The 24143-nt window shown below is 71.9% G+C and carries 21 protein-coding genes; 16 read left to right on the top strand and 5 right to left on the bottom strand.

Annotated features, from left to right (window positions below; translation table 11 throughout):
- Positions 1–115 precede the first annotated feature (115 nt).
- From AB0F13_RS25330 to AB0F13_RS25320, 3 genes are all read right to left on the bottom strand, one after another.
- A complete protein-coding gene (locus tag AB0F13_RS25330; protein WP_362086637.1) occupies positions 116–937 on the bottom strand; it encodes an SDR family oxidoreductase in 822 nt (273 codons plus the stop codon).
- Positions 938–1424: 487 nt separating this feature from the next.
- Positions 1425–1646, bottom strand: a complete 222-nt coding sequence (locus tag AB0F13_RS25325) for a hypothetical protein (RefSeq protein WP_362086634.1) — start codon at positions 1644–1646, stop codon at positions 1425–1427.
- Between the two features lie 395 nt (positions 1647–2041).
- Entirely contained in the window at positions 2042–3265 is a 1224-nt protein-coding gene (locus AB0F13_RS25320) for an alpha/beta hydrolase (protein WP_362086631.1), read from the bottom strand.
- A 265-nt stretch (positions 3266–3530) separates the two neighbouring features.
- Here AB0F13_RS25320 and AB0F13_RS25315 point away from each other — a divergent pair, with 265 nt between their 5' ends.
- The 4 genes from AB0F13_RS25315 (at position 3531) to bla (ending at position 7496) form a co-directional block, all read left to right on the top strand.
- Entirely contained in the window at positions 3531–4517 is a 987-nt protein-coding gene (locus AB0F13_RS25315; RefSeq protein WP_362086628.1) for a winged helix-turn-helix domain-containing protein, read from the top strand.
- Positions 4518–4598: 81 nt separating this feature from the next.
- A complete protein-coding gene (locus AB0F13_RS25310) occupies positions 4599–5519 on the top strand; it encodes a DUF2867 domain-containing protein (RefSeq protein WP_362086625.1) in 921 nt (306 codons plus the stop codon).
- 129 nt (positions 5520–5648) lie between these two features.
- A complete protein-coding gene (locus AB0F13_RS25305; protein WP_362086622.1) occupies positions 5649–6449 on the top strand; it encodes a maleylpyruvate isomerase family mycothiol-dependent enzyme in 801 nt (266 codons plus the stop codon).
- 126 nt (positions 6450–6575) lie between these two features.
- On the top strand, positions 6576–7496 hold the full coding sequence (gene bla / locus AB0F13_RS25300) for a class A beta-lactamase (protein WP_362086619.1): 921 nt from the start codon (positions 6576–6578) through the stop codon (positions 7494–7496).
- A gap of 72 nt (positions 7497–7568) precedes the next feature.
- On the opposite strand, the gene AB0F13_RS25295 is transcribed toward bla, so the two are convergent.
- On the bottom strand, positions 7569–8135 hold the full coding sequence (locus AB0F13_RS25295; RefSeq protein ID WP_362086616.1) for a nucleoside deaminase: 567 nt from the start codon (positions 8133–8135) through the stop codon (positions 7569–7571).
- Between the two features lie 126 nt (positions 8136–8261).
- On the opposite strand from AB0F13_RS25295, the gene AB0F13_RS25290 reads away from it, so the two are divergent.
- The 9 genes from AB0F13_RS25290 to AB0F13_RS25250 all read left to right on the top strand — a co-directional run bounded on the left by AB0F13_RS25290 (position 8262) and on the right by AB0F13_RS25250 (position 19679).
- Complete coding sequence (locus tag AB0F13_RS25290) at positions 8262–9239, top strand: antibiotic biosynthesis monooxygenase (RefSeq protein WP_362086613.1); 978 nt, start codon at positions 8262–8264, stop codon at positions 9237–9239.
- Between the two features lie 99 nt (positions 9240–9338).
- Positions 9339–10718, top strand: a complete 1380-nt coding sequence (locus AB0F13_RS25285) for an FAD-binding oxidoreductase (RefSeq protein ID WP_362086610.1) — start codon at positions 9339–9341, stop codon at positions 10716–10718.
- 296 nt (positions 10719–11014) lie between these two features.
- Positions 11015–12112, top strand: coding sequence for a mechanosensitive ion channel family protein (locus tag AB0F13_RS25280; protein WP_362086607.1), 1098 nt, complete (start codon positions 11015–11017; stop codon positions 12110–12112).
- Positions 12113–12221: 109 nt separating this feature from the next.
- On the top strand, positions 12222–12905 hold the full coding sequence (locus AB0F13_RS25275; protein ID WP_362086605.1) for a Crp/Fnr family transcriptional regulator: 684 nt from the start codon (positions 12222–12224) through the stop codon (positions 12903–12905).
- A gap of 173 nt (positions 12906–13078) precedes the next feature.
- Positions 13079–13987, top strand: a complete 909-nt coding sequence (locus tag AB0F13_RS25270; protein ID WP_362086602.1) for a hypothetical protein — start codon at positions 13079–13081, stop codon at positions 13985–13987.
- Positions 13984–16383 carry a hypothetical protein gene (locus AB0F13_RS25265; protein WP_362086599.1) on the top strand — a complete coding sequence of 800 codons (2400 nt, stop codon included), beginning with the start codon at positions 13984–13986 and terminating at the stop codon, positions 16381–16383. Before AB0F13_RS25270 ends, AB0F13_RS25265 begins: the two co-directional genes overlap by 4 nt.
- A gap of 129 nt (positions 16384–16512) precedes the next feature.
- Complete coding sequence (locus AB0F13_RS25260; RefSeq protein ID WP_362086596.1) at positions 16513–17736, top strand: PE-PGRS family protein; 1224 nt, start codon at positions 16513–16515, stop codon at positions 17734–17736.
- Positions 17733–18269: a Pycsar system effector family protein gene (locus AB0F13_RS25255; RefSeq protein ID WP_362086593.1), complete on the top strand. Its 537-nt coding sequence runs from the start codon at positions 17733–17735 to the stop codon at positions 18267–18269. Before AB0F13_RS25260 ends, AB0F13_RS25255 begins: the two co-directional genes overlap by 4 nt.
- A gap of 192 nt (positions 18270–18461) precedes the next feature.
- Entirely contained in the window at positions 18462–19679 is a 1218-nt protein-coding gene (locus tag AB0F13_RS25250; protein ID WP_362086590.1) for a M48 family metalloprotease, read from the top strand.
- A gap of 119 nt (positions 19680–19798) precedes the next feature.
- Here AB0F13_RS25250 and AB0F13_RS25245 read toward each other — a convergent pair whose 3' ends face one another.
- Positions 19799–20413, bottom strand: a complete 615-nt coding sequence (locus tag AB0F13_RS25245; protein WP_362086587.1) for a helix-turn-helix domain-containing protein — start codon at positions 20411–20413, stop codon at positions 19799–19801.
- Positions 20414–20490: 77 nt separating this feature from the next.
- Between AB0F13_RS25245 and AB0F13_RS25240 the strand changes: the two genes are divergently transcribed.
- The 3 genes from AB0F13_RS25240 to AB0F13_RS25230 all read left to right on the top strand — a co-directional run bounded on the left by AB0F13_RS25240 (position 20491) and on the right by AB0F13_RS25230 (position 24079).
- Positions 20491–21414: a class I SAM-dependent methyltransferase gene (locus tag AB0F13_RS25240; RefSeq protein WP_362086584.1), complete on the top strand. Its 924-nt coding sequence runs from the start codon at positions 20491–20493 to the stop codon at positions 21412–21414.
- A 181-nt stretch (positions 21415–21595) separates the two neighbouring features.
- Entirely contained in the window at positions 21596–23053 is a 1458-nt protein-coding gene (locus AB0F13_RS25235; protein ID WP_362086582.1) for an MFS transporter, read from the top strand.
- Positions 23054–23236: 183 nt separating this feature from the next.
- Entirely contained in the window at positions 23237–24079 is an 843-nt protein-coding gene (locus AB0F13_RS25230) for an alpha/beta hydrolase (RefSeq protein WP_362086579.1), read from the top strand.
- Positions 24080–24143: the final 64 nt, after the last annotated feature.

The following is a 24143-nucleotide window of genomic DNA, read 5'->3' as shown; positions in this document are numbered from 1 at the left end:
CGCGGCGGGCCCGCGGGGGGGCCCCCCCCCCGGGGGGCCGGGCCCCCCCCCGCGGGACGGGCCCGGGCCCCCGTCGGGCGTTCGGCTTCACACGGGCCCGCGCCCGGCCGCGGCATCACTGCCCGTCGTGCTCGCGCGGTTCGATGCGGAAGTCGAACGCGACGGTCCCGGGATCGAGGGCCGTCACCCCGCCGTCGACGGTGAGCACCGCACCGTTGACGAAGGACGCGGCGGGTGAGAGCAGCCAGCCGATCGCCTCGGCGACCTCGTGCGGCTCGCCCGGGCGGCGCGCGGGGACGAGCCGCGTCGCCGCCTCGTACGCCGCCTCGGCGCCGCCGTCCCCCAGTCCCGCCTCCTCGGCGAACCGCGTCATCCGCCGGCCGGCCATCTCGGTGCGCACCCAGCTGGGGCACACCACGTTGGCGCGCAGCCCGTGCTGTCCGTAGTCGACGGCGAGGGAACGGCAGAGCTGGAGCAGGGCCGCCTTGGACGTCGCGTACGCGGCGTTGCCCGATCCGTTGCGCAGAGCGGAGACCGAAGCGACGGCGACGACCGAGCCGCGCGCCTTCAGCAAGTGCGGGAGCGCGGCGCGCTGGAGGAGGAAGGGCCCGGTGACGTTGGTGCGCATCACGGCCTCCCAGTCCTCGAGCGACAGGTCGCCGACGGCTCCGCCGCGTGCGATGCCCGCATTGAGCACAAGGCCGTCCAGCCGGCCGTACGCGGCCACAGCAGCGTCCACGAGAGCGTCGACGGCGTCGGGGTCACCGGTGTCGGAGGGGTGGGCCAGCGCGCCGGTCTCCTCCGCGAGCCGGTGCAGGACCTCGGGCCGCCGCCCGGAGACGACGACCTGGTGCCCGGCCGAGCACAACAGCCGGGCGGTGGCCGCGCCGATGCCCGTTCCCCCGCCGGTGACGATGAAAACTCGCTGGTCCGTCATGGTCGTTCAGCCTCCGAGTGGTCGCGTACCGCTGCGTGATCACATTCTCGCGCGGGAACGCGACAGGCTGTCGGGGACCGTCGGGGTCATGAACGGCGCCACTGCCGTCCGGACGCGGGCCGCCCGCTGTCCGGGGGCTGCTCCATACCTTCGCGGCGGGCGTGACGGCCGGCGCGGTGACGACCGATGCGGCGGCCGCCGGCGGCGAGGACGCCCGTGCCGACCGTGGTCACCGGCTTTCCGCGTGCCGCGGGTGGCGGACGTGAGGGAGCCCGGTTGGCATGCGCACCGTCCGGGCCGAGGAGATGGCGCTCCCCGCTGCGGATGGCGGCCTTGGCCGCCCCGGGGACCCGTCCCTTCGTGCAGCGGACCGCTCCCGCCTGGACAGCGGGTACCGCCGTCACCGTATGCGGCTGTTCCGTCTCATCGGCGCGCGAGTGCTCGCACCGAATCCCGGCCGGCAGCCGCACGCCGGTTCATGAGGAGGTCAGAGCCTGCCCATGCGTGTGTAGGGGCTGACGATGCGGGCTGTGTGGGAACCGAAGTCGACGAGCATCGCGGTGCTGCCCTCGACGCCGATGATCTTGCCTAGGCCGAATTGGTCGTGTGAGACCCGGTCTCCCAGGTCGAAGTGCTTGGCCGACGGGGCAACCGGGTTTTTGAAGGGGCTCGTGGGCAGGTGGCGCCGGGGCGCGGATGGCTTCGTCATCGTGTCACCAGTATGCGCCTCCGATCGCCGAACCGTCAGTCCGGGGGCGGGACGATCATCGGATCCGCCGCCGTCCGCCGCCGCCCCTCCGCTCCGGCTGGACGGTGTTCTCGCAGGTCACAGCCGTGCAGCCCGGTGGCGGGAGCCGTCCCGGTGGCAGCCGGGACGGCTTTACTTTTTCCCGATCCCGGACCTCCCCGGCGACCGCGGAACGACCCCGAAAGAGGGGCGCCGGGCCTGACCGCCACGTCCGGGATGCGCTCGTGAGGGCTCGCGCGAGGTGCTGCCGCCGGGTGCCGATGCCGGTCCGGGCCCCGGCAGCCGGTATCGGTAGCCGGTAGCGGGGCCCCCGGCCCGACGCCCGCCACGTCCGTGCGAGGAAGGGCGCGCCCCGGTCAGTGTGGGGGCAGGTGCCCGGCGAAGAACGAGAGCACGTGGTGGCGCACCAAGGGCACCGAACGGGCCGGTTCGATCGCGCCGACCAGCCTGATCCGGTCCTCGGCGGTCATCAGCCCGGCCGCCTGCAACTGGGGCGCCAGGGCAGCGAAGTCGGTGAACACTCCGTGCGCGGCGTCGTCGATCCGCCGTCGGCGGGTGCGCCCCCGGGGGTGTGCGAGCAGGGCCGACCAGGAGCGTTCCAGCTCCTGCCGGTGCGGGAAGCCGTCGGTTTCCAGCAGGAGCAGCGGCCGGTCCACCCCGTACCGGGCGACCGGGAACAACTCCCCTTCCCTGCCGGGCGTCTCCGGCGGGTGGTCCAGGTATCCCTCCAGGTCGACCGCCGCGTCGATGCGGTGGTCCTCGTACAACGCCTCGGCCGCGGTGGTGCCACCGGCCGAGTGGCCGTAGATGCCCACCCGTCGCAGATCCAGCGCGCGGGAGAGGCCCTCCGGCAGGGGGCGGCCCTCGGCGTCCGGATTCCGCCCGGCCGCCAGGGCTTCGAGCTGGTCCAGCACGAACCGGGTGTCCGCGACCCGGGTGCCGATCGCGGTGCGGAACAACTTCGGGTCCGCCCGGGGGTCCGACCTGAAGACGCTCTCGCGAAGGAGCGTGTCCCGGTACGGCGTCCTGCCGGGGAACTCGACCTCACTGGCATCCCCGGGGTGATCGACGGCCACCACCACATAGCCGTGGCTCGCCAGTTCCTCGGCGAGGCCGGTGCCCATGGTGCGCGGGTCGCCGCCTCCCGGGCTGTACAGCAGCACGGGTCGCCGGACGGGCTGCGCGGGGGCGCCCGTGTGGGAGTGGGTCATGGTGGCCGCCCAGTTCACGCCCTGTCCCGGCAACTCCGGGTGCACCAGGTGGCCGCTGTCCTTGAACGACGCCGCGGCAACCCCGCTCATCTGCGGTGCTACCCGGTGGCCGCGGACGGTGCGGGCGGGGTAGAACACCGTGATCATCAGTTCCCGCACGGGAACCGGCTCCCACGGGTCGCTCCTGGAGCGATCGACCAGGTACAGGGTGGTGACCCCGGTCCGGTGCGGGCCGGTCGGTGCGGGCAGCCGCAGGGTGACGTCGTCCGCGCCCGGTGTGCCTGCCTGAGCCCGTGCGACTCCCCCACCGCCGGTGAGCAGCAGCGCGGCCGCGAGTACGGCCGACCTGGTGACGGCCCGCCGGCTCACTCCGGCGCCACCATGCCTCCCGGGAACGGCGTCGAGCCTCCGCCCGGGCGCACCGGTCCGGCCCGCCGTTCCGTCGTCATCGAGTTCTCCGCGCAACATGACTCTCCCCGTCCGCCTGTAATGTCGGTTCTTGCGCCTTCCGGCGGCCCCTTGATGAACGTGAATGAATGAAGGGGCATGCCCTGAATGCTGGCGCCCCGCGGGGAGGGCGGGCGATGGTTCAGGCCCTGCCCGAAACGATGGCGCGGTGCCGCCGGGGAGAGTAGTGATCCGGATCCACTTCACGGCCGGCGACTTCGCCCGGGTCCGTTTCGCGCCCCGGCCGGCCCCGCTGCAGGAGCTGAACGCGGCCCTCATGATGATGTGCCGCGCCGACGACGCCTTGCTCTTCGGCCGCTGGCGGCGACGGCTGCTCCACTCCCTGCCGGCCGCCGTCACGCCCCTGGCCGACCTGGTCCCGGCGGGACTGGCCCCCCAGTTCATCGACGTGCTCAGCAGCGATCTGAAGGAAGGACTGGACATCCCCCGGACCGCGCGCCCGGAGCTGGTCCGCTCCGAGATCGAGCGCGTGTACGCCCCGCACCCGTCCCCGGCTCCGCTGTGGATCCGCGACCTGCACCGGGGGGACGCCGGTGCCTGGCAACTCCTGCGCCGGGGCCAGCACGCGGCTTTCGAAGCGGTGCTGCGCCCCGTGTGGCCGTTGGTGCAGGACCTGCACCAACGGGAGTTCGCGCGCCACGCCCTGACCGTGGCCGAGCACGGCATCGGCGCCGGGCTCGCCGCGCTCGTGCCCGGCAGCCGGTTGCACGGGGACGTCTGGGAGTTCGAGGGGCCCGGTGAGCGGGACATCAGGCCGCGCGGTCGCGACCTGATGCTGCTGCCCACCTTCCACTGGACCGGCCACCCCTTGATCGCCGACCTGCCCGACGGCCCCCTGGCGGTGACCTACGCCGCCGGTCCCGGCCTGCCGTTGCCACCGGCCGGGGCGGGCGACACCGACGACGCCCTGGCCGGGGTGCTCGGACGCACCCGCCTCGACATACTTCTCCTGCTCGCACAGGAACACACCACCAGCGACCTCGCCCGGCGGCTGGGCGTCAGCAACGCCACCGTCTCCGCCCACACCGCCGCGCTGCGCGGCGCCGGTCTGATCACCACGGTCCGCGCCGGGCGGGCGGTCCTGCACCAACGCGCCGCGCTGGGAAGCCTGCTGGTGCGGCGACGTACTGGAACGCGGGGCGTGAACGGCTGACCCGGCGCGGGAACCGGGACCGTACGCTACCGTATGGTTGACCATACGTCAGCGTACGGTCCTTGGTTCTTGGAGGACGCCATGAGCGTGATACGCAATGTCCACGAGCGCACCGTCCAAGCCCCCGCCGCCGCGGTCGGCGCCCTGCTCGACCGTCTGTCGGCCGACGACGACCCCATCTTCCCGGTGCCCGCCTGGTCGCCGATGCGCCTCGACGGCCCGCTCGGCGTGGGCGCGGCCGGCGGTCACGGCCCGGTCCGCTACAGCGTCACGGCCTACGAACCCGGCCGCCGCGTCCGCTTCGGCCTCACCCCGCCGAGCAGCGGCTTCCACGAGATGACGGTCGAGCCGCTCGGTGACGCACACTGCCGGGTGCGCCACGTCCTGGAGGCGGAGATGCGCGGCGCGGACCGGATCCTGTGGCCGAGCGTGGTGCAGCCCGTGCACGACACGATGGTCGAGGAGATCTTCGACAACATCGAGCGCGTCACGACCGGCACGGCGGCCCGCCCGGTCCACTGGTCGCCACGCGTGCGGCTGCTCAACCGGCTCGGCTGGGACAGGCCGGTCCCTGCCGGGATTCCCCCGGGCGCCCAGTTGCTCCGTACGGCCATCGACTGGTTCGACGAGGCCGACTACCGGGACGCGTACGCCATGGACCTGCCGCCCGGCATGCCGCTCGACCCGGCGGCCTGGGCAGGCGTACTGCGGGGCATTCCCGTCACGGACCGGGCGGAGCGCGAGATCGTGTTCGGCCAGGACGCCGGGCACCTGGACTTCCGCGCCTCGATCCTGGTGGACGCGGACGCCCGGCGCGTGACGCTCAGCTCGGTCGTGCGCGTCCATCCGCGGTGGCGCGGACGGCTCTACTGGGCAGCGGTCTCCCGCGTCCACCCCTTCATGGCCCGCCTGATGCTCCGGCGCACTCACCGTGGCCTGGCGCTGGGTGCACCGGGTGCCGCAGTACGCGCGCGCAACGGCTCACCTGAGCAGGTGCTCTGACGAGGCCTCAGTCAAGCCCGTCCCACCCGGCGGGTCCCCGGTGTCCCCGCCCGAGGCCTTTGTGACAGGCTGCGGGGGGTGCCCGGCCAGTCAGGACGCCGGGCCGGAAACAGCAGGGAACGCGGCACAGTGAATACGTCGGATCATTCGGGCTGGGTGTCCTCCCCCGCCACCCACCGCGACGCCGTCGCGGCGGAGACCGCCAGGTTCGTGTCGGTGGTCGAGGGCGCGAGCCCGGCGACCCCAGTGCCCGGCTGCCCCGGCTGGACGCTCGTCGACCTCGTCAGGCACACCGGCAGCGTGCAGCGCTGGTTCTCCGTCCTCCTGCGCCAACGCGTCCAGGAACGGCCGCTGAGCCGCGAGGTGGAGCTGCGGCTGCCGGAGCACGAGGCCGGTTACGCCGACTGGCTGGCCGCAAGTGCCGCGGAGGCCGCGAGCGCGTTCGCGTCCGTCGACCCGGATGCTCCGATGTGGGCCTGGGGCGCCGACCACCACGCCAGGTTCTGGGTACGGCGCATGCTGTTCGAGACTCTGGTGCACCGCGCCGACGCGGAACTCGCCGTCGGTCTGCGGCCCGTGATCGACCGTCACCTGGCGACCGATGGCGTGGATGAGTTCCTGGTCAACCTGCCCTTCGCGGCGCCCTTCGCCCCCAAGGTGGCCGGTCTGCGGGGCGACGGCGAAACCATTCGCTTCCGCTGCACCGACACCAGCGGCGACTGGTTCGTCCGGCTGCGCCCCGACGGGTTCGGGCTCGACCCGGCCCGCACGGACGCCGGGACCGCCGCGGCCGCCGACGCCGCCGTCCACGGAACCGCCGCGGACCTGTTGCTGCTCGTCTACGGCCGCCTCGACCGCGGCTCGGACGCCTTCGAGACGCTGGGGAACGAGGCTCTGCTGACGCGATGGTTCGCCGACTCGGAGTTCTGAGGACGGCAGGGCCCCGGAGGCATGCCGCAACTGCGGAGGAAAGAGTTTAATCAGAGGCGAACCGATCGAACGCATCGCGGCGTCCTGATCTCCGAACGCACCGGTCAACGGACAGAGGAGAACGCGATGTCGCAGACCTTCGGAGCGCGCCCGAGCCGCCGCGCGATACTGGCCTTCGGCGCCGGGACGGCGCTGGCCACGGCCGTGTCCACGGGCGGGCCGGCCTACGCGGCACCGCCGGGCGAGGGCGACCTCCACCGGCGGCTGCGCGGGCTCGAGCGGGAACATTCCGCCCGCCTGGGGGTATTCGCCCGCAACACGGCCACGGGCAGGAGTGTGCTCTACCGCGCGGACGAATCCTTCCCGATCTGCTCGGTGTTCAAAACGCTCGTCGTGGCCGCCGTCCTGAGAGACCTCGACCGGGACGGCGAGTTCCTCGCCAAGCGCATCCGGTACACCGGCAAGGACGTCGCACGCTCGGGCTACTCCCCGGTCACGGGTACGCCCGAGCACCTCGCAGGCGGTATGACCGTCGCGGAGCTGTGCGCCGCCGCCATCGACCACAGCGACAACACCGCGGCGAACCTCCTGCTCCACGAGCTCGGCGGCCCCACGGCAGTCACCCGGCTCTGCCGCTCGATCGGGGACCGTACGACGCGGGTCGACCGGTGGGAGCCCGAACTGAACTCGGCCGAGCCGTGGCGCACGACGGACATCACGAGTCCGGCCGCCATCGCGGGGACCTACGAGAGGCTCACGCTCGGCGACGCGCTCGGGCCGCGGGACCGTGCGCAGCTGACCAGGTGGCTCCTCGGCAACACCACCAGCGGGGCACGCTTCGGCGCCGGGCTCCCGAAGGACTGGACCCTCGCGGACAAGACCGGCACCGGCGACCACGGCACCACCAACGACGTCGGCATCGCCTGGACCCCGGACCGGTCACCGGTCGTGCTCGCCGTCCTGACGACCAAGCACGACGCCGGCGCGCCGGCGGACGAACCGCTGGTGGCCAGGACCGCGGAACTGCTGGCGGCAGCACTCGTCTGACCGGCTCCGGACCAGCGCACCGGCTGCGGCTTCGGCGGTCCGCCACGTACGGATGCGGATGCCGGTGCCCGCTCAGTACGGGTGCCGGTTGGGCTTGTTCGTCCACGCGTCGTAGGCGTGGGCGCCGATTTCGGGATGCATCTGCTCGATCCTGATTCTCCGCTCGTCGAGCGGCTTCCCGAAGTCCTCGTACTGGAACGAATCGTCGAAGCCGATGCGCCGGGTGTCCTCCAGGGCACAGCTGAAGTACACGGCGTCGATGCGCGACCAGTAGATGGCGCTCATGCACATCGGGCACGGGGCGCCGCTGATGTAGATGGAGCAGCCCTGGAGCATCCGGGCCCGCTCGGGCACGGGGTCCGGTGAGCCTTCGGGGCGGGGGACGTACTTCAGGGTGCTCTCGTTCTGCCGCTCTTCGGAGATCGACGGCGCCTCGGGGTTGAGGTACTGCACGGCCTTGCGGATGGTCTCGACTTCGGCGTGGGCCGTGGGGTCACCGGTCAGGAGGACCCGGTTCTGCCCGCGCGCGATGATCTCCCCGTCGCGGGTGATCACTGCGCCGAAGGGGCCGCCCCAGCCGTTCTCCACGGACTCGGTGGCAAGGCGTACCGCCTCGGTGATGAGCTCCTTGTGTTCCATCGCAGAGTCTCCGATCGGCGTCGGTTCCCCCGGCGGAGGAGAATCGGGGAACGAGGCGGCAATGGCAATGGGGCGACCAACAGACCGATTTGCCCTATAAATACCGTATGCACTAGGCTACTCCAGGTGAGTCCACGTGCAAGCCGTGACTCCGCGGCCGAGAACGCCACCGTTGTGACCTCGCAGAAAGTACGCGCAGGTCACGTCGACGAGTACCGGCGCTGGCAGAACAGGACCAACGAGGCGGCCCGCGCGTTCGACGGGTTCGAGGGCTCCGAGGTGTACCCGCCCGGCGCCGGTTCCGAGAACGAATGGGTGGCAGTCTTCCGCTTCTCCGGGATCGACCACCTGACCGCCTGGCTGGAATCGGACCGCCGGCGGGAACTGCTCGCCGAAGGGCGAAGCCTTTTCGAAGGGCCTCCGGCACAAGAGGTGCTCCGTGGCGGCGCCCCGGCCGAACAGGCCCCCGAGACCGTCACCGCCGTCGTCTCCCACGAGGTGAAGCCCGGACGTGAGGAGGGCTTTCTCCGATGGCAGGAGAAGATCCTCAAGGCACAGGAGAAGTCGCCGGGATTCATGGGGTCCGAGCTGTTCAAGCCGGTCGAGGGCGTCCAGGAACGCTGGGTCGCCGTCTTCCGGTTCGACTCCCGCGAGCACCTCGAGGACTGGCTCGCCTCCGACGCCCGCCGGAGACTGCTGGAGGAGGGGCGCGCCTACTTCGCCTCCTACGACGTACGCAAGGTCGGCTCCGCGTTCAGCGGCTGGTTCCGCTTCGACCAGGGCACGCAGGACACTGCTCCGCCCAACTGGAAGCAGGCCATGTCCGTGATCCTGGCCCTCTATCCCACCGTCATGGTGCTCAACCTGACCGTGGGGTCCGGGCTGGACGAGCTCGATGTCCCGGGATACGTCGGCCTGTTCATCGGCAACGTGCTGAGCGTCAGCGTACTGACCTGGCTGCTGATGCCCCTGGTGAACAGGGCTCTCGCGTTCTGGCTCGTGCCCGGCCGGGCGCGCGGGCTCCGCGTCCATGTGGCGGGTGCCGTGGTGGTGGCGCTCTGCTGTCTGCTGTTCATCGTGATCTTCGGTCTGACCACCCATTGACGCCGCCTACCCGGCACCGCCCACCCGACACCGTCCACCCCGCACCGTCCGCTGACCGATCCCACCGCCGGCCGCGGCCGGTCCGCCGAGGAGGTCATGATGCCCGGACGTCCGACCGCAGCACGCTTCGAAGGAACCCTGCTCCGGCGGGGCGACCGCGCCTACGACAGCGCCAGGGCCGCCGCGGTGTGGAACGGGCTCAAGCCGGAGCGCTTCCCCGCCGCCATCGTGCGGGCGGCCTCCGAACGGGACGTTCCGCAGGCCCTGTCCTGTGCGCGCTCCGAAGGGCTCCGCGTCTCGACGCGCTCCGGTGGGCACAACTGGTCCGGCTCCCAGCTGCGCGACGGGAGCCTGCTGATCGACCTCTCGGGGCTCGGGCAGTGCGACATCGATCCCGCGTCGGCGACGGCCACCGTGGGCCCCGCCGCCACCGGACAGGACCTGGTCAAGGCACTGGCCCCCTACGGACTCGCCTTTCCCGTGGGCCATTGCTCCTCCGTCGCGCTGGGCGGATTCCTGCTCAGCGGCGGGCTCGGCTGGAACTCCCGTGCGTGGGGGCCCTCCTGCGCCGACGTCCTGGAGATGCGGGTCGTCACCGCCGACGGTGCGACGGTCACCTGCAGCGAGACGGAGAACGCCGACCTCTTCTGGGCGGCCCGCGGCGCGGGTCCCGGCTTCTTCGCCGTCGTCACCCGCTTCCGGCTCGGCCTGCACCCCCACCCGGGATCCGTCATGACCACCGGCCTCACCTTCCCGCTGGCCGCGACCGGCCCCGTGGCGGCCTGGGCGGAAGGGCTCGCACGCGACCTCCCGGCGAACGTCGAGACGGCCCTCGTCCTCACCGCTTCCGGTGATCCGGCAGTCACCGTCGCGCCGGGCCCGCGGATCCTGGCCGGCATGACCGCGTTCGCCAGGACACGCGAGGAGGCACTCGCCGCCCTCGCGCCGGCGGAGGCCTGTCCGTTGGCCGGCAGCGCCGTCTCCCGGCAGCCGCCCGAGCCGACGTCGTTCGCCCGCCTGCACGAGCGCGCAGCCGCCGTATGGCCCCCGGCGCACCGCTACGCGGCGGACACCCTGTGGTCGGAGGAGACGTACGAGACCCAACTGGGCCGTATCGCCGACGCGGTGGCCCACGCCCCCGCCGGCAAGTCGCTCGTGCTCGCGCCGGTGCGGCCCGTCTCCGAGGACCCCGCCCTGCTGCGGAACATGGCGTTCTCCCCGCTCGGCGCGTCCTACCTCGTGTGTTACGCGGTCTGGGACGACCCCGCCGATGACGGGGCCAACGCGCGGTGGCTGCGGGATGCCATGGCATCGGTCGATCCATCGGGGCGCGGCGGCCACTACATCGCCGAGACGGACCTGGAGGCCGACGCCTCCCGGGCCCGCCGCTCGTACGCGCCCGCCGACTGGGACCGCCTCCAGGAGCTCAAAGCCGCATGGGACCCGGGCAACGTCTTCCACTCCTACCTCGCGCCGTGAACCGGGGTGCCCTGCGGTGGGCACGGACCGCGCCCGCCACTGTGCCCCGTTCCGCCGGCAGCGACGCCGCAGGCCACCCGGGCCTGCAAGGGCGGAACGGACGTGGTGCAGGATGACTTCTCGCGCCGGGTCGCCTCCACGACCTGGTGCAATCACGATCCGTCAGGGACAGGCAGGTACAAGGTGACGCATCATTACTCGGGTCATCACTCGGGTCATCACTCCGGTCATCACTCCGGGCTTCCGGCGGCGTGCGGCGCCGTCGCTCCGCTCTCCGGAGCGGCAGGAGAACGCCGGTGAACGAGGCTCTGACACTGCACCACGTCATCGTCGCCGGCATCGCGGTGGCCGCCGGCCTGGCCGTGGCCCTCGTGCTGCGGGTGATACTGCGCTGGCTCGCCGAGCGGGCCCTCAGGACCCGGTGGGCCGGGGACGACATCATCGTCGACGTGCTGCGCACGCTCGCGCCCTGGTCCGCTGTGGCGGCCGGCGTGGCGGCGGCGGCCGCGGCCCTCCCCCTGACCCACCAGGTCGGGCACATCGTCAACCAGGTACTGACGACCCTCGTCATGCTGACCGCGACGCTCACCGCTGCCCGAGTGATCAGCGGCCTGGCGCAGTCCGTGGCGCAGTCAAGGTCCGGCGTCGCCGGATCGGCCACGATATTCGTCAACATCACGCGCATCGCGGTCCTGGCGATGGGCTTCCTCATCATCCTGGAAACCCTCGGCATATCCATCGCCCCCCTGCTCACCGCCCTCGGCGTGGGTGGCCTGGCGATCGCCCTGGCGCTGAAGGACACCTTGGCCAACCTCTTCGCGGGCGTGCACATCCTCGTCTCCAGGACGATCCAGCCCGGCGACTACATCCGGCTCAGCAGCGGCGAAGAGGGCTATGTACGCGACATCAACTGGCGTATCACGGTGGTGGAGGAGCTCTCGAACAACCTGGTCATCATCCCGAACGCCAAGCTCGCCGGCACGAACATGACCAACTTCAGCCGGCCCGAACAGAAGCTGTCCGTCACCGTGCAGGTGGGCGTCGGCTACGACAGCGACCTGGAGCACGTCGAACGGATCACCAACGAGGTCGTCGAGAGCGTGATGAAGGACATCACCGGCGCCGTCCCCGACCACGAGCCGGCGGTCCGGTTCCACACGTTCGGGGACTCCCGGATCGGCTTCACCGTGGTCCTCGGGGTCGGCGAGTACAGCGACAAGTACCGCATCAAGCACGAGTTCATCAAGCGCCTGCACCAGCGATACCGCTCCGAGGGCATCCGGATCCCCGCTCCGGCGCGTACCGTCTCCCTGCAGCAGACAGGGGAGCCCGTGATCCCCCACCCCCGCACGCCCCTCGACGCCGTACCGGCACCCCCCGGCACCCCGGGCTGAGCCCCGCCGGGGGGGGTGCCGCGAGTTGCCCATGGCTGTACCCGCATGGAGGCTGTCCTCCCGAGGGGGCGCGTGTGCAGCCCGGTCGAGTAGGTGGGAGACGCAGTCGATGAAGTTCGAGGACGGTGTTCCGTTCGTGGTCCGGCTGGAGGCCGAGGACCGGCAGGCGCTCTTCGAGAGCGGGACGCCCCTCGCCTTTCCGGTACGGCAGGTGATCCTGCGGGAACACGAGCCCTCGGCGCACGTACTGATCCTTCTCTCCGGATGGACGAAGGTGACCTCGGCAGCCGCCAACGGCTACGAGGCGCTGCTGGCGCTGCGGGGGCCCGGCGACATCGTCGGGGAGGGGGCCGTGCTCAGCGGGCGTCCCCGGGGGGCGACGGTGACGGCACTGGGACAGGTCGAGACCCTCGCCATCGACGCCGACCGGTTCAGCGCGCTCCTCGAAGAACGGCCGGCCATCTCGCGGAAGCTGCTGGCGCTGACCGCCGACCGGATGCGCGACAGCGACCGCCGCCGTGTGCAGTACGCGGCTCTGAACGTGCAGGAACGCCTTGCCCTGCTGTTGCTGGAGCTGATCGCCAGCCATGGCGAGGAATCGGACGATGGCGTACAGCTGACGCCCGGGCTCACCCAGACCGAGCTGGCCGGCTCGGTGGGCGCCTCCCGGGAAGCGGTCGCCCGGCTGCTGAAGGGGCTGCGGGAGCGAGGGATCGTACGCACCGGGCGCCGGGGCCTCGTCGTCATGCGACCGGACGTGCTGCGGAAGATGGTGCGCCAGGGGAACCGGTGACGGGCGGTCCGGCACGTCCCGGTCCGGGATTCCGGTAGCGACACGGGGCCCGTTGTGTGTACGTGGTCACATGGTGAATGTGCTGGGTTCCGTCGCCGCAAACTCCGTATCGGTGGCATCTTTTCGGTGTCCCGAAGGGCCTTCGCGGCCCACGTCTGCAGCGGAAGGCGGCCATGCGCGAGCCTGTCAACCGGACCATCCTGCTCCTCGACATCGAGCGGTTCAGCCGCCGCGACGACGTGGTGCAGGCCGCGCTCCGGCGCACTCTGAACACGGTCATCGACCAGACGCTGGTGGCCGCCGGCGTCGAGGCCACTCAGCAATACCGTGAGGACCGCGGTGACGGTCTGATCGTGCTCATCAGCGGGGACGTGGCCAAGACCGCGGTCCTGCGCTCGCTCCTCACGGTCACGCCCGAACTCCTGCACGACCACAACCGGCTGGCCTCGGGCAGCGCCCAGATGCGGTTGCGGATGGTGCTCGCCGCCGGAGAGATCGCTCACGACCCGCAGGCCGGCACCACCGGGGGACTCGTCGGGCACGACCTCAACCAGGCCTTCCGGCTGCTGGACTCGGACGCCCTTCGCGAGGCCCTCGCCGGGCGGACGGACCGGCACTGTGTACTGGCGGTGAGCACTCCGGTGTACGAAGGGGTCGTCCGTCACGGCCACCGCGGGGTGCGGCCGGAGCTCTTCCGGCGTACGAGCGTGACCGTCAAGGACGGTGTGCTGTCCGCGTGGCTCCACCAGGGCGGGGCACCCACGGCCCCGGAGGAGGAGGTGGCCGGTGAGCCGCCGGCCCCGGCCGGGCAGGGGCGGCCGGCGCCCGCTGCTTCCCCCGGCCCCCAGGCCCCGCCCCAGGCGCCGTCCCGGCCCCGCCCCGAGCCGCAGGAGCGGACCGGTGGCGCGGTCTTCCACTTCCACGGTGCTCCGGTGGTGCACGGCCCGGTGGTCGGTGGCGATCTGCACGCAGTGAGCGGCGGCCAGGTGACCGGCGACGTTATCCTCGGCGGGTCCGTCACCAAGCCGGCCCCGGCCGCTCGCGCCGACGATGCCCGGACCGAGGACGGGAGCCGGCCGTGAACGCGCCTCACGAGCACCCGGCCGCCGACGGTGAGCCGGTGGGCCTGCCGGGCCAGGCGCAGGGGGTACCGGCGGGCCCGGTAGCGGAAGCGCACACCGCGCCGAACGCCGGCCCGGAACCGGACCCGGCCCCGGCCCCGGACTCTGCCGACCAGCACTCCGAGACCGACACCGAGACCGAATACGCCTGGGACTCCCGCCAGGATCTGTACCGGCACAGCCCGGGCATCATGCTCGGCTCCTCCGCGCGCCTGGGCGGCTCGCTCGTCGGCGGTGACCAGCACGGTGTGAGCGGCGGCCAGGTGACCGGCGACGTGATCCTCGGTGGCAGCAAGATCGAGTACCACCTGGGCGGCGACGGCGAGGAGAGGTCCGGCGAGATCCCCGCCGCCGAGGTCGAGGCGCTCGCACGGTACTTCGTCTTCCCCTCTCGCACCGAGGGCGCCGTGGCCGTCCCGGACGGCACGGTCGCCGAGCACGGCACGGTCGCCGAGCACGGCGCGAGAAGCGACGAGTGGGAGCCCGACAGCCCCTTCGGCCTCGCGCTCACCAGGCTCAGGGAGCACCGGGTGGCCGTCCTCTCCGGTCCCGCGACGACCGGCCGCCGGGCCGCGGCCCTCATGCTGCTGCGCGCCGTGGGCTCGGCCGGCTACCGCGCCCTGGACCCGGCGCTCTCACCAGGACGCCTCGCCGGGGAGCTCCGTGACGGGTGCGGGCATCTCATCGCCGACTTCCCGACCACCGCCGAACGGCCGCTGCGCGAGCATCATTTACGTGCTCTGAGTGAGAAACTGCGCGCGGTCGGCGGCCATCTCGTCATCGTGGTCGGACCGCACCCCGTCGTCCACGGCGAGATCGGGCACGTTCCCTGGCAGCCGCCGGAGCCCGCCGAGCTGCTCCGCGGGCACCTGCGCCACAAGGACCTGGCCGGTCACGGCATTGACGCCCTCCTCGCCCTCGCCGAGGTGCAGTCGGTTCTCGGTCACCGCAGGCCCGTGGCCGAACTGGCCCGCTTCGCCGGCCGGATCGCCGCATACGCCCGGGGCGCCCTGCCCCTGGCCGACCTCGCCGCCTTCGGCCACTACGCCGCCGAACGGCAGGTGCGGGCGTGGTTCGACAGCACGGAACAGACCCTGCACGACAAGGCGTTCCTGATCGCACTCGCCACCTTCGACGAGGCCCCCTACCCCCTCACGGCCGAGCTGAGCGACGTCCTCTTCGGCTTCCTCCAGCGCATCGAGAACCCCGGGGAGCCGGCGTGCATCCCCGTCTTCGGCACCTCCAGCGCCCAGCGCGTCGAACACGCCCGGGCCGACCGGTACCGGGAGGCCGAGGAGACCGAATGGGGGCCGGTGCTCCAGACGAAGGTGCAGTTCCGGGACCCCCTCACAGGCATCACTCTGCTCCGTGAGGTCTGGGCCGGCCACCCGTCGGCCCGTCCCGCGCTCGTGGCCTGGCTGCGCCGCCTGGCGGTCGACCCCCGTCCCGTCGTGCGCACCAGGGCCGCTTCCACCGCGGCGGTACTGGCGGAGACCGACCTGCCGTCGACCATGGCCCTGCTCATCCGGCCCTGGGCCACGGAACAGCGGTTCCGCGCCCGGCTGGCCGCAGCCAACGCTCTCGCCCTCGCCCATCACCTGGGCGCGCCGCACGTGCCGCGCATCCTGCGGGAGTGGTGCACCGCCCCCGACCACCGGCTGCGCTGGACGGCAGTGCGCACGTACGCGCTCGTGGGGGACTCCTTCCCCGGTGAAGCCGTCGAGGCGCTCACGGAAGCGGTGCATGGCATGGACGCCAGGGGCGGCCCGGTCCGCGCATGGCCCGCCGAACTCGACGAACTCGCCCAGTCCGCCGCCACCTTGCTGCTCGCGGCCGGCCAGAACGCGGGCAGCTGGGAGGCCGGCGGCGCCGCGGCCGAACTGTGGCCCGCACTCGCGTCCCTGACGCGCGGCGGCGTCGCCCGGGAGTTCGTGCTGCGCACGGTCGTCCACGCCTGCGGCCCCACGGACGGCACCGGTGGCACCGGCCGCCCGCTCCTGCTCGACCTGTTCGGTCGTGCCGAGGCCACGGCCGGTACCCCCGGTGGGCTGCTCCGGCAGTCGCTCGCCGCCCTGTGGCGCAGCGTCCTGAACGACCCGGTGTGCTCCCTGTCCGGCCTGGAGGCCATGCGTCACTGGGTCCGGGCGGCCGGCGACGACCCGGACGCCGAACGCGCCCTCGCAGAGCTGCTTCCGCTCCTGACGGTGTCGGTCGAGGACACGAAGCGGCTCGCCTACCTGCTGGAGAACCTGCGGGACGAGACGGGCTCGGCTCCGCCCGCCGTGGCTCTGCGACTGCTCGGGGTCCTGTTCCCGCCGCGGACGCCGACGGCCCCGGCGCCCCGGCCCGTGCCGTGACCCGGCAGCTCCACGCTCGCCGGAACCGACGCTTGACCGTCGTTCCGTCCGCGCGTGGCCGTACATCCCCAACCTGTGATCCCTCCACGGCTCTTCGCCGCCCGGACCGTCCCAAGGAGTAGCAGCACCATGATGAGCCAGCAGCCCCAGTGGCAGCAGGACGCGAACCGCCACTCGCAGCTCGTCGACCCGGTCGTCACGATCCAGGAGTTGTCGCGCTTCAAGCCGCTGCGCGCCACGCGCATCGACTACGCCCTGGTCTTCACCACGGCCCAGGGCGGGCTCGACACCTTTCTGCCGCCGAACCGCCCGAGCCGCACCGAACTGGCCACCCGTCGCTGGACCAGCGTGTACGAGGTGGACATGGGGCTGCACGAGGCGGGCGCCGTCCTCGCGCTGCCCGGCAGTAACGACGCGTTCCTCTTCGAGGTGTCCATGAGCTGCAGCTGGCAGGTGCTGACGCCCGCGGCCTTCGTCGCCGGCGGGGAACGCAATGTGCCCGCCATGGTGCAGCGTCTCGTCGACGATGCCGTACGGCCCGTGCTGCGCGGGTACGCGATGGAGGACAGTGCGGCAGCGGAGAGGGAGGCGCAGCAGGCACTCGCCGCCGCCGGGCCGCTGGGAGCGGCGGCGGGGCTGCACATCCGGTGCGGAATCCAGATCCGCCGGGACGAAGCGGCCCTCGAACACGAGCGGGAGCTGCGCGACCTGCAGTTCGCCCGGCAGAAGCTCGATCCCCAGCACGCTCTGCTGATGAGAGAGGAGGAACTGGCGGCGGAGCGGGCTCTCGCCCAGGGGCAGCGTCAGCACCGGATCGAGCTGCAGAACCAGAACCTCGGCCACGAGCGGCAGTTGATCCGTGGCCGGCAGGAACTGGAACTGCAGGAGCTCGAGGCCAAGAAGATCCAGTACTACGCGCACTACCTGGAGCGCGGCGGGCCCGCCGCGATGGCCTTCCATCTCGCCCAGCACCCCGAGGACGCGCGTTTGGTCATGGAGAACCTCCGCGAGGATCAGTCACGCACCATGCAGAGCCAACTGCAGGTCGCTCTGCAGGCGTTCGGCGGGGGTCCGGGCGGGCTGGAGGAGCATCAGCTGGACGAGCTGCGCAGGCAGACGATGAACGCGGCCAGGGCGGTCCTCAGCGCCAGGCTTCCGTCCTCGCCGCCCGACGGCATGCACGCGGTCGAGGGTCCGGCACGCGGCGAAGCGCCCGAGAACTCCGCACAGCCGGCGGAGGGCGGCGCCGTGCCGCCGGCCGCTCCGCCGAAGGCCCCAAAGGACGGTACGGCCCCGCCGAACGCGGGCCCCGTTTTCGGGTACCGGGCCTCGACTCCGCCCACCAGCCCATGACGACCGGGGCTCCGGATCCCCTCGCCCCGGCGCAGGCGGCCGCACCGCGAACGGCCGAGCGACTTCTGGCGGAGCTGCGCCAGGAGGCGGCCCGGGCCGACACCAAGGGTTCCGTACTGGTGGCCGCGCAAGGCATGGCCGCGTCCGCACTCGTCGGAGTGCTCGCCGTCCGGGGCTGGCAGCCGGTATCCCTCTCGGTGCTCGGACAGGTGATGTGGTGGGCAGGCGCGGCCTGCTTCCTCGGTTCGCTGTTCTCGCTGCTGATGACGGTGATTCCGCGCTACCGGTCGCACGCGTGGCGTCCCGGTCTGCCCCTCACCCACTTCGCCGACATTCACGGTGCGGCACGTCAAGGGCCGACGGCACTGGAGGAGGCCTTGCGGGAGACCGAGCGCGCCCCCGCGGCCGCGCTTCTCCTGGCCCTCACGCAGAACAGCCGGATCGTCGCCGGCAAGTACGGATGGCTGCGCACGGGCATGGCCGGTTTCACGGCAGCGATGGTGCTGCTGCCGGGCGCGCTCCTCGTCGGCTGACCGGCCGGTCGCCCCGCTTCGGACAACGATTTCAGGAGACGTACAACGATGCCCGACCAGGACCGGTCCGATCCCTCCTCCATGCCACCGCCCTCGGCTCTTCCGCCACAGGAGCCGCTCCCGTACCCGACGGCGTCCGGACCGCCGGCATCCCCGCCGCCGTACCCCGGCGAGGGGCCGCAGCCCGGGTACGTGAACGATGACGGGGCACCGCCCGCGTACCCGGGCGAGGGGCCACCCGCCTACCCGGGCGAGGTGCCGCCCCCCTACCCGGGAAGCGAGGAGGAGCCCACCACCGTGGCGAAGGCCATGGCATATGCGCCGCCCGGATACCCGGGTGCGCCTCCGGCACCGCCGGTGGCGCCGGCCCTCCGTCCCGTGGGCGCCACCGAGCATGACGACCTGGCACTGCAGTCGGGGCGCAAGCACCTGAAGGCGTATCAGCGCGGGGTGGACGGCGCTGCCCTCTCGCAGCTGGTGATGACTCTCCCAACGGCACTGATCAGCCTCGTCGTGGTCTCCTTGGCTTTCTCCCTGCTCAGTCCGGTGCTGGGGATGGTGATGACCGTGGTGTGGCTGCTGTCCGGGCCCCTGGTCTTCCACCGCCCCGCCGAAGCGGCCATCGCGCAGCACCTGCTGGGTATGCGGCGGCCCACTCCCGCGGAAGCCGAACGGCTGGGCGCGGTGTGGGAGGAGGTGACCCGTCGTGCGGGGGTGAGTCAGGGCACCTACGAACTGTGGGTCCAGGAACGTGCCGAGCTGAACGCGACCGCTGCGGCCGGCCACATCGTCGGTGTCACCCGGCATGCGCTGGACCGGTTGTCCAACGCGCGGCTGGCTGCCGTCCTCGCCCACGAGCTGGGCCATCACGTGGGCGGGCACACGTGGGCCGGCATGCTCGCCGACTGGTACGCGTTGCCGGCCCGGACGGTGTGGCGGTGGCTCCTCGTGGGTCTGCTCAGTCTCCTGCGGTCGAAGAACAAGGCGAGCATGGCCTGTGGAGGCTGCCTCTCCCTGTTGCTCCTGCAGTTCCTGTACCTGCTGATCTTCATGGAGTCGATGTGGTGGCTCGCGGTGCCCTTCGTGGCCGCCCCGCTGCTCATCACCTGGCTGCACCGCCGTGCCGAGTTCCGTGCGGACGACTACGCGGCCGGGCTCGGATTCGGTGACGAGCTGATGGAGGTACTGGCCGCAGAGCATCAGGCACAGACCGGGCCGAGCGGAACCCCGCCATCCGCAACGCCGTACGGCGCCCCCCTGCCCCCGGGTGCCGCTCCCGGCCCGGCCCCGTACCCGGCGCCGTACCCAGGCAGGAAGGACGCCTCCCCCCTGATGGTGAAAGCGGCACACACGAACTTCGAGGCCCGGCTACAGCATCTGCAACGCAACGGGGCGGAGCGGCATCGGTAGTTGCCCGGTCCAGCGCCGTGCAGGCGCGGTGGAGCACCCGGAATCATCGCCACATGGGACCGTGCGCTGCCATGGCGGGCCTGGCGAGTGAGGCCCGGCCCTCGATGAGCCGCCGGCCGTCATGTCGCCTCCTCCGAAGTGTCATGCCGTCGTGCGCGGGGCTTCGCGCGGACGTGCATGCGCTCCCCCTGTCTCCCGAAGAGGCTGAGGATCTCGACGGGCCGCCCGTCCGCGCTGCTGAACCAGTGCGGCAGGCGGGTGTCGAACTCGGCGACCTCGCCGGGGCCGAGGACCAGGTCGTGCTCGGCGAGGACGAGCCGTAGCCGGCCGTCCAGCACGTACAGCCACTCGTAACCCTCGTGCGTGCGGTGATCCGGCTCGGCACCCCGGTCAGTGATGATCATCTTGTACGCCTGGAGAGGGCCCGGGGTCCGGGTCAGGGGGACGAACGTACCGCCGTTCGGCAAGGGGTGGGGTGTCAGCCGGACCCGGGGATCCCCCACTTCCGGGGCGCCGACCAGGTCGTCCAGGGGCACCTGGTACGCGGCGGCGAGCGGCAGCAGCAGTTCCAGGCTGGGGCGGCGCTGTCCCGATTCCAGCCGGGAAAGGGTGCTCTTGGAGATGCCGGTCACCTCGGAGAGCGCGACCAAGGTGAGGCCGCGCTGGCCACGCAGCCGTCTGAGCCGGGGCGCGACCTCGTCGAGGACCGCTTGGTGGGGCGGCGGTTCGGTCATGCGGGCATTCCACCCCGCTTTCCCGGAATCGGCAACAGGAATTGCCGTCGCCGGCCGGCAGCGGCACGCTCCTCGGCATGAGCCCACACAACGATTCCGGACACGGACACCACCACACCGACGTCGACTGGGACGTCCTGGCCACTCAGCTGGAGAGCAGCGGTGAACTGCAGCTCCCGGTCCTGCGCCGGACGGCGGCCCGCCTGGGGGAGCTGCTCGCCCCGGAGCGCGAGGTCCGGCGCATCCTCGACATCGGCAGCGGGCCGGGCGTGATGACCTGCGTGTTCGCCGAGGCCTTCGCGGACGCCGAGGTGGTCGCCGTGGACGGCACGCCCGGACTGCTGGACCGGGCCCTGGCTCGCGCCGAGCGGCTCGGCCTCGGCGGCAGGGTGGCCGTCCGGCACGCGAAGCTGCCCGAGGGCCTGGACGGCGGTGACGAACACGGGGAAGACGGGGGAGACGGCCTCGGCACGGCGGATCTGGTCTGGAGCAGCAAGGCCGTGCATCACCTCGGCGATCAGCAGGGCGCGTTGAACGCGCTCGCCGGTGTGCTGCGGCCCGGTGGGCTGCTCGCCGTGGCGGAGGGCGGCCTGCCGATGCGCTTCCTCCCGCGCGACATCGGCATCGGCAGGCCGGGCCTCCAGACCCGGCTCGACACCGCCCATGAGCAGTGGTTCGAGATCATGCGAGCCGAGCTGCCCGGCAGCACCACCGTGGTCGAGGACTGGCCCGCGATGCTCAGCCGCGCCGGGCTCACCGGCGTCGGCAGCTTCGCTTCCCTCCTCGACCTGCCCGCGCCTCTGGGCGGGACGGCGCGCGCCTTCCTGCACGCCCATCTGACCCGGCTGCGGGAGGCGGTGAGCGAGTCCATGGACATGGAGGACCGCAGGACACTCGACGTGCTGCTCGATCCCGGGGCACCCGAGGGCATCCTGCGGCGGCCCGACGCCTTCCTTCTCTCCGCCACCACGGTCTTCACGGGCGTGCGCCCGGCACGGTGACCGTGCCGCACAAGGGGATCGGCGTGCGCGAGCCGTAACCGGCCCGCGCTCGCAGAGGGCAGGGCACGTCCGGTTGCCCTGCCCCGTCCTGCCCTGCCCCGTCCTGTCCTGCCTTGCCCTGCCCTGCCCTGCCCGCCGTCACCTGACGGCCGGGCTTCCGGAGTCACCGAGAGCGGAGTTCATGTTGAAGTCAATCAGCGCAGGACGGAATGAGGCTGCGGCCGAAGCGGCCGAAAGTGTGGGGCGGACACCTTCGGTCCGGTGGGCGCTCGCCGGTCTGTCGCTGTCCATGCTGCTGTCCTCGCTCGGCACCAGCATCGCCAACGTCGGCTTGCCGACGCTGGCACAGGCGTTCACCGCCTCTTTCCAGGAAGTCCAGTGGATCGTCCTGGCTTATCTCCTCGCCATCACCACCCTGATCGTCAGCGTCGGACGGCTCGGTGACGTCATCGGCCGCCGACGGCTGCTCCTGGCCGGAGTCCTCCTGTTCACGGTGGCCTCGGTCCTGTGCGGCGTCGCGCCCACGCTCTGGCTGCTGATTGCCGCCCGGGGGGCGCAGGGCCTCGGAGCGGCCGTCATGATGGCCCTCACCATGGCCTTCGTCGGGGAGACGGTTCCGAAGGCGAGGACCGGTAGGGCCATGGGACTGCTCGGAACGATGTCCGCGATCGGCACCGCTCTCGGTCCGTCGCTGGGCGGCGCTCTGATCTCCGGACCCGGTTGGCGGGCCATCTTCCTCGTCAACGCACCGCTGGGTATCCTGACTCTTCTTCTCGCGTACCGCTATCTGCCCGTCGACCGGCGGGAGCCGAAGACCGACCGGGCCGGCTTCGACCATGTGGGCACACTGCTGCTCGCTCTGACACTCGCGGCCTACGCACTGGCCATGACCATCGGGCGCGGCAGTTTCGGTTCGCTCAACACGGCTCTGCTGTTGGCTGCGGCCTTCGGAGTCGGCCTCTTCCTGCGCGCCGAGGCGAGAGCAGCCGCACCCTTGGTCCGATTGGCCATGTTCCGCGATCCAGCGCTGAGTGCGAGCCTCGCCATGAGCACGCTCGTCTCGACGGTGATGATGGCGACGCTGGTGGTCGGGCCGTTCTATCTCTCCCGTACGCTCGGGCTCGACGATGCTCTTGTCGGACTCGCTCTGTCGGCCGGTCCGCTTGTCGCTGCGCTGACCGGTGTGCCGGCCGGTCGCATTGCGGACCGTTTCGGCGCACCACGCATGACCATCGTCGGGCTCGTCGGAATGGCGGCCGGTTCCTTGATTCTGTCCATGACGCCGGCGACGCTCGGCATCTCCGGCTACATCGCCCCCATCGTGGTCATCACCGCCGGCTATGCGGTGTTCCAGACGGCCAACAACACCGCCGTCATGACAGATGTCCGCCCGGATCAGCGAGGCGTCACTTCGGGCATGCTCAACCTGTCGCGCAATCTCGGGCTTATCACCGGTACCTCCGTCATGGGCGCTGTGTTCGCGCTCGCATCGGCGACGAGCGACGTCGCAACGGCGCGTTCCGAGGCCGTTGCCACCGGCATGCGGGGCACGTTCGCAGTCGCGGCGATCCTGATCGTCGTCGCGCTCGCCATTGCGGTGGGAAGCCGGGCTCTCTCGCGACGCGCTTCGAGTGAATGACTGCGGATGCGGAGCGGGTCCTGCAAGTGTGCTTCTGATCCGAGCCCGGCGACTGCGCCGGGCTGCCGCCGGGGCGCGGAGGCGACCCGACGCGAAAGGCCACCTGGCACCACGCCCGTCTGCCCGGTAGTGGTTCACTGGGCGCGGAGAACGGATTCACCACCACCCTCTCGGGAGGCTGTCGTGAGGCACGTCGAGTTACCGGCCGGTGTCATCGAATACGACACGACCGGATCGGGGCCACCGGTCGTCCTGCTCCACGGCCTGCTGATGGACCACACACTGTGGGACCGTGTGCTGCCGCTCCTCCCCCAAGGGTTCACGTATCTGCGCCCCGTCCTGCCGCTCGGAGCCCATCGCCGGCCGATGAAGCCGGGCGCCGACCTCACCCTGCGCGGACAGGTCCGCCTGGTGGCCGACTTCCTCGACGCACTCGGCCTCGACGCCGTCACCCTGGTGCACACCGACTGGGGCGGAGGGCTGTTCCTCACCGCCCACGGCCTGGACCAGCGCGTCGCCCGGCAGGTGATCCTCCCGTGCGAGGCGTTCGACAACTTCCCGCCCGGGCTACCCGGCAAGATGGTGACCCTTGCCGTCCGCCTGCCGGGGGGACTCCAGCTCGCCGCCCGCCAGCTGCGCATCGGCCGGCTCCGCCGGCTGCCCATGCTCTTCGGGCAGATGGCCCGGCGGCCGGTGCCGGACGATCTCGCCCGTCGCTGGACCGAACCCCTCCTGCACGACCCCGCCGTGCGGCGTGATCTGCGGGCGTACTGCCGTGGGCAGTTCGACAAGAAGGAACTCATCCGCGACACCGAGGCGCTGCGCCGGTTCACCGGGGACACGCTCGTCCTGTGGTCGCCCGACAACCGCGTGATGCCGCCCGAGCACGGCCGCCGGCTCGCCGAGCTGATGCCCGCAGGACGATACGCCGAGGTGCCCGGCGCATACGTGCTGTCGATGCTGGACGAACCAGGGACCGTGGCGCGCGAGATCGGCCGCTTCCTCACCTCGCCCTCCGCCCGGTAGACGCAGGCCGTTTCTTCCGCCGGGCGCTGCTGACGCCTCGGCCCCGGGCCGCCTTACCGGGTGG

The organism is Streptomyces sp. NPDC026206 (assembly GCF_040638465.1).
In the GTDB taxonomy this organism is placed as follows: domain Bacteria; phylum Actinomycetota; class Actinomycetes; order Streptomycetales; family Streptomycetaceae; genus Streptomyces.
Note: the sequence above shows the minus strand (reverse complement) of the source record. Positions and strands in the feature narration are given on the sequence as shown.